General features: G+C 75.2%; 5 protein-coding genes and 1 pseudogene. All 6 read left to right on the top strand.

Annotated features, from left to right (window positions below):
* Nucleotides 1–618 (top strand): DnaJ C-terminal domain-containing protein (locus tag GTW43_RS36485; protein WP_272922593.1); only part of this gene is annotated, 618 nt, incomplete at its 5' end.
* Nucleotides 619–788: 170 nt separating this feature from the next.
* The gene (locus tag GTW43_RS36480; RefSeq protein ID WP_161301461.1) at nucleotides 789–1,859 is read left to right on the top strand and encodes a nitronate monooxygenase; all 1,071 of its coding nucleotides are present in this window, start codon (nucleotides 789–791) and stop codon (nucleotides 1,857–1,859) included.
* Nucleotides 1,856–2,602: a 16S rRNA (uracil(1498)-N(3))-methyltransferase gene (locus tag GTW43_RS36475; RefSeq protein WP_161306260.1), complete on the top strand. Its 747-nt coding sequence runs from the start codon at nucleotides 1,856–1,858 to the stop codon at nucleotides 2,600–2,602. Before GTW43_RS36480 ends, GTW43_RS36475 begins: the two co-directional genes overlap by 4 nt.
* Nucleotides 2,603–2,678: 76 nt before the next feature.
* The gene (locus GTW43_RS36470) at nucleotides 2,679–3,071 is read left to right on the top strand and encodes a VOC family protein (RefSeq protein ID WP_161306259.1); all 393 of its coding nucleotides are present in this window, start codon (nucleotides 2,679–2,681) and stop codon (nucleotides 3,069–3,071) included.
* 64 nt (nucleotides 3,072–3,135) lie between these two features.
* A complete protein-coding gene (locus GTW43_RS36465) occupies nucleotides 3,136–3,717 on the top strand; it encodes a hypothetical protein (protein ID WP_202502389.1) in 582 nt (193 codons plus the stop codon).
* Between the two features lie 67 nt (nucleotides 3,718–3,784).
* Nucleotides 3,785–4,790, top strand: a pseudogene (locus tag GTW43_RS36460) (peptidase S41); the annotation flags it as partial.

The raw sequence follows: 4,790 nt of genomic DNA, 5'->3' as shown, positions 1-4,790 counted from the left end.
TGGTCCTTCCTGGGCCAGGTCATGACCTCGCGGCCGTGCCCGCAGTGCCAGGGCTTCGGCACCGTGGTGCCGACCCCGTGCCCCGAGTGCGCGGGCGACGGCCGCATCCGCTCCCGGCGGACGCTCACGGTGAAGATCCCGGCCGGTGTGGACAACGGGACGCGGATCCAGCTCGCGGGCGAGGGCGAGGTCGGCCCCGGCGGCGGCCCCGCCGGTGACCTGTACGTGGAGATCCACGAACTGCCGCACCCGACCTTCCAGCGGCGCGGGGACGACCTGCACTGCACGGTCACGATCCCGATGACGGCGGCGGCCCTCGGCACGAAGGTGCCGCTGGAGACGCTCGACGGCATGGAGGAGATCGACATCCGGCCCGGGACCCAGTCCGGCCAGTCGATCCCGCTGCACGGACGCGGCGTCACGCACCTGCGCGGCGGCGGCCGGGGCGACCTGGTCGTGCACGTCGAGGTGATGACCCCGCAGAAGCTCGACCCCGAGCAGGAACGCCTGCTGCGCGAGCTGGCTCAGCTCCGCGGCGAGGAACGCCCCACGGGCCAGTTCCAGCCCGGCCAGCAGGGGCTGTTCTCGCGGCTGAAGGACGCCTTCAACGGTCGCTGACGGTCGAGGCCGACGGCTGTGTGTCGCCCCGCGCGGGAGGGTTCCGCGCGGGGCGATGTGCGTGGGTCGCGCAGCGGCCGGCGGGGGCCGGCAAGGTGCGGGACGGGGTGGCACATGCCAGGCGGAAGGGCCGATTCGGCCGTCCGGCGCCACCGTGGCACCATGCGCTCATGTCCTCCGCGCTGAACGATCTCTGCCCCCATCCGATCGTGCAGGCCCCCATGGCGGGCGGCGCCTCCTGCCCCGCGCTGACCGCTGCCGTGTCCGAGGCGGGCGGCCTGGGCTTCCTCGCGGCCGGGTACAAGACGGCCGACGGCATGTACCAGGAGATCAAGCAGGTCAGGGGGCTCACCTCGGGCCCTTTCGGCGTCAATCTCTTCATGCCGCAGCCCGAGATCGCGGACCGCGCCGCCATCGAGGTCTACCGGCACCAGCTCGCCGGTGAGGCCACCTGGTACCAGGCCGCGCTGGGGGACACCGACCGCGGCCTCGACGACGGCTACGACGCCAAGCTCGCCATCCTTCTCGACGACCCGGTCCCCGTCGTCGGCTTCACCTTCGGCTGCCCCACCCGCGAGGTCGTGCACGCCCTCCAGCGCGTCGGCACCCGTACCGTCGTCACCGTCACCACGGTCGAGGAGGCGCAGGCCGCGCAGGCCGCCGCCGCGGACGCCGTGTGCGTCCAGGGCGTCGAGGCCGGCGGCCACCAGGGCACCCACCGCGACAACCCCGAGACGGACGCGGCCGGTCTCGGTCTGCTGACCCTCGTCACCCAGGTCCGGGAGGCCGTGGGGCTGCCGATCGTCGCGACCGGCGGCATCATGCGGGGCGCCCAGATCGCCGCCGTCCTGACCGCCGGCGCCGATCTGGCGCAGCTCGGCACCGCGTTCCTGGTCACCCCCGAGTCGGGGGCGCCCACCCTGCACAAGGAAGCCATGACCGATCCGCTGTTCACCCGTACCGAACTCACCCGCGCCTTCTCGGGCCGGCCCGCGCGCGGGCTCGTCAACCGGTTCCTGCGCGAGCACGGACCGTACGCGCCCGCCGCGTACCCGCAGATCCACCACATGACGTCGCCGCTGCGCAAGGCCGCCGCGAAGGCCGGGGACCCGCAGGGCATGGCGCTCTGGGCGGGCCAGGGCCACCGGCTGTCGCGCGCCCTGCCCGCCGGGCAGCTCGTGGAGGTCCTCGCGGCCGAACTCGACGCCGCGCGCGCCGCGTCGGAGCGGGGTGCGGCATGACGGCGCCGGTGTTCGTGGTCGACGGGGCGGTCCCCGGCGACCGTCCGTACGTGCTGGACGGGGCCGAGGGCCGGCACGCGGTCTCCGTGAAGCGGCTCCGGGCCGGTGAGGACGTGGTGCTCACGGACGGGCTCGGGTGCTGGACCGAGGCCGTGGTCGTCGCGAGCGAGGGCAAGGACCGGCTGGTCGTCGAGGCCGGGCCGGTGCGCACCGAGGAGGAGCAGCGGCCCAGGATCACGGTCGTGCAGGCGCTGCCCAAGGGGGACCGCGGGGAGCTCGCCGTCGAGACGATGACGGAGACGGGCGTCGACGCGATCGTGCCGTGGGCGGCGTCGCGGTGCATCACGCAGTGGCGCGGGGAGCGGGGCGTGAAGGCGCTCGGCAAGTGGCGGGCCACCGCGCGGGAGGCCGGGAAGCAGTCGCGCAGGGTGCGGTTCCCGCAGGTTGCGGAGGCCGCCTCGACGAAGGAGGTCGCGCGGCTGCTCGGCGCCGCGGACCTGGCGGTCGTGCTGCACGAGGACCGGGACTGCGCGAGCGCCGCGCTGGCCTCCGCGGAGCTGCCCGCGACGGGGGAGATCGTGCTCGTCGTCGGCCCCGAGGGCGGGGTGTCGCCGGAGGAGCTGGCGGTCTTCGGCGAGGCCGGGGCCGGGACGTACCGGCTGGGCCGCAGCGTGCTGCGGACGTCGACGGCGGGGACGGCCGCGGTCGCCCTGCTGCTCGGCCGCACGGGCCGCTGGGGCTGAGGGGCGTTCCGCCGGGCCCGTCCCGGGAGAACCGCCCGGCACCCCGCGCCCGGACCGTTGAAGGTAAAATGACCTCATGGAACTCGCCCAGGTGCGGTTGCTCGTATCCGATTTCGGGGTCTGTTACCGGTTCTACGCCGAGGTGCTGGGGCTGAAGCCGCAGGCCGGCGCGGAGCACGGGCCCTACGAGAAGTTCTCGCCGGGCGGTGCGGGCGCCGGGATCGCGCTCCAGGACCGGGCCGTGATGGCCGAAGTCCTCGGCGAGGTGGGCGAGTCGGCCACCGGACACCGGTCGCTCGTGGTGCTGCGGGTCGACGATCTGGACGCCTACTGCGCCGAGGTCACCGGGCGCGGCGGCGTCCTCGTGCACGGGCCCGCGCCGATGACGGAGCGGATGCGCGTGGCGCACCTCAAGGACCCCGAGGGGAACATCGTGGAGCTCCAGGAGTGGCTCCTGCTGCGCGGCTGAGCGCGGTCGAAACCGCCCGAAAGGGGCCTGTTCCCCCGGAGCGTGCAGTGGCACGCTGCCGTCCATGGGGGCATGGAGACGGATGAGCGCCGCGGTGGCACTGGTCGCCGCGGCCGTCGCCGCGGGCGTCGCGTGCGACCCGGTCGACGGTGCGCTGAACCCGTCGACGGTGTCGGTGACGACGGACCTGACGGCGACGAAGGAGCTGGAGCGTCAGCACGCGGACGTGGCGTGGCTGAGTTGCAGCGGCACGTATCGCGGCAGTACGGGCACGGGCAACGGCGGTGCGACGCCGTCCCGTTCGGGCGCGACGCCGGACGAGGTGCGGGTCGACTGCCACGGGGCCACGCAGGACGGCAAGGACATCACCGTGAACGGCCGGGTGCACGGCGTCGTGTCCGGCGCCTGCGTGCGCGGCGACCTGCGCGCGAAGATCGGCGGCAAGGAGTGGTTCCGCCTCGCGGTTCTCGGCAACTGCGCGGCGGCGAGCACGACGTCACCCCCGCCCGCGGGCAGCCCGCCCCCGTCCCGCCCGGCCCACCCGGCGCCGGGCGCGACCCGCACCGTCACCGAGACCGCCACCGAGACCGTCACGGTCCGCCCGCCCGCACCCGAGCCCACCTGCTCCTGCTTCCAGGGCAAGTGACCGCGCCCCGGCCGGAACAGGACGGTCCGGCTGACGCGGCACGCACCGCAAATTTAGGGTGGGCGGGGTGACGAATCCTGCCTACCTCCGGTTCCCGCACCTGCACGGCGACACGGTGGTCCTCACCGCCGAGAACGACGTGTGGGCAGCTCCCCTCGAAGGCGGCCGCGCCTGGCGGATCAGCGCCGACGGCGTGCCGGTGAACCACCCCCGGCTGTCTCCCGACGGCGCCACCGTCGCCTGGACCTCGCGGCGTGACGGCGCGCCCGAGGTGCACATCGCGCCGGTGGACGGCGGGCCCTCCACGCGCCTGACGCACTGGGGCAGTTGGACCACCTCCGTGCGCGGCTGGACGCCCGACGGCCACGTCCTCGCGGTCAGCACCCACGGCCAGGCCTCGCTGCGGCGCAGCTGGGCGCGGGCCGTCCCGCTCGACGGCGGACCCGCCCCCTCACTCCCGTACGGCCCCGTGGGCGGGCTCGCGTACGGGGACGACGGCAGGGTGCTGCTGCTGTCCGCGCTCATGGGCCGCGAGGCCGCCTGGTGGAAGCGGTACCGGGGTGGCACGGCCGGCAAGCTGTGGATCGACCCGCTCGGCGAAGAGGCCGCGGGCCAGGGCGAGTTCGTCCGCGTCCACGCGGACCTGGACGGCAACATCGAGTGCCCGATGTGGGTGGGGGAGCGGATCGCGTTCCTCAGCGACCACGAGGGGGTCGGTGCCGTCTACTCCTCGCTGCCCGACGGCGCGGACCTGTGCAGGCACACCCCGCTCGACGGCTTCTACGCCCGGCACGCGAGCACCGACGGCCGCCGCGTCATCTACGCGAGCGCGGGTGAGCTCCGGGTGCTCGACTCCCTGGCCCCGGACGTCGCCCCGCGCCGCGTCGACGTCCGGCTCGGCGGCCAGCGCACCGGGCTGCGGCCGCGGCCCCTCGACGCCGCCCGCTGGTTCGGCGCCGCCTCGCCCGACCACACCGGGCGGGGCAGCGCCGTCGCCGTGCGCGGGGCCGTGCACTGGGTGACCCACCGCTCCGGTCCGGCCCGCGCGCTCGCCGCGACGCCCGGCGTCCGGG

The organism is Streptomyces sp. SID5785 (assembly GCF_009870065.1).
In the GTDB taxonomy this organism is placed as follows: Bacteria; Actinomycetota; Actinomycetes; order Streptomycetales; family Streptomycetaceae; genus Streptomyces.
Note: the sequence above shows the minus strand (reverse complement) of the source record. Positions and strands in the feature narration are given on the sequence as shown.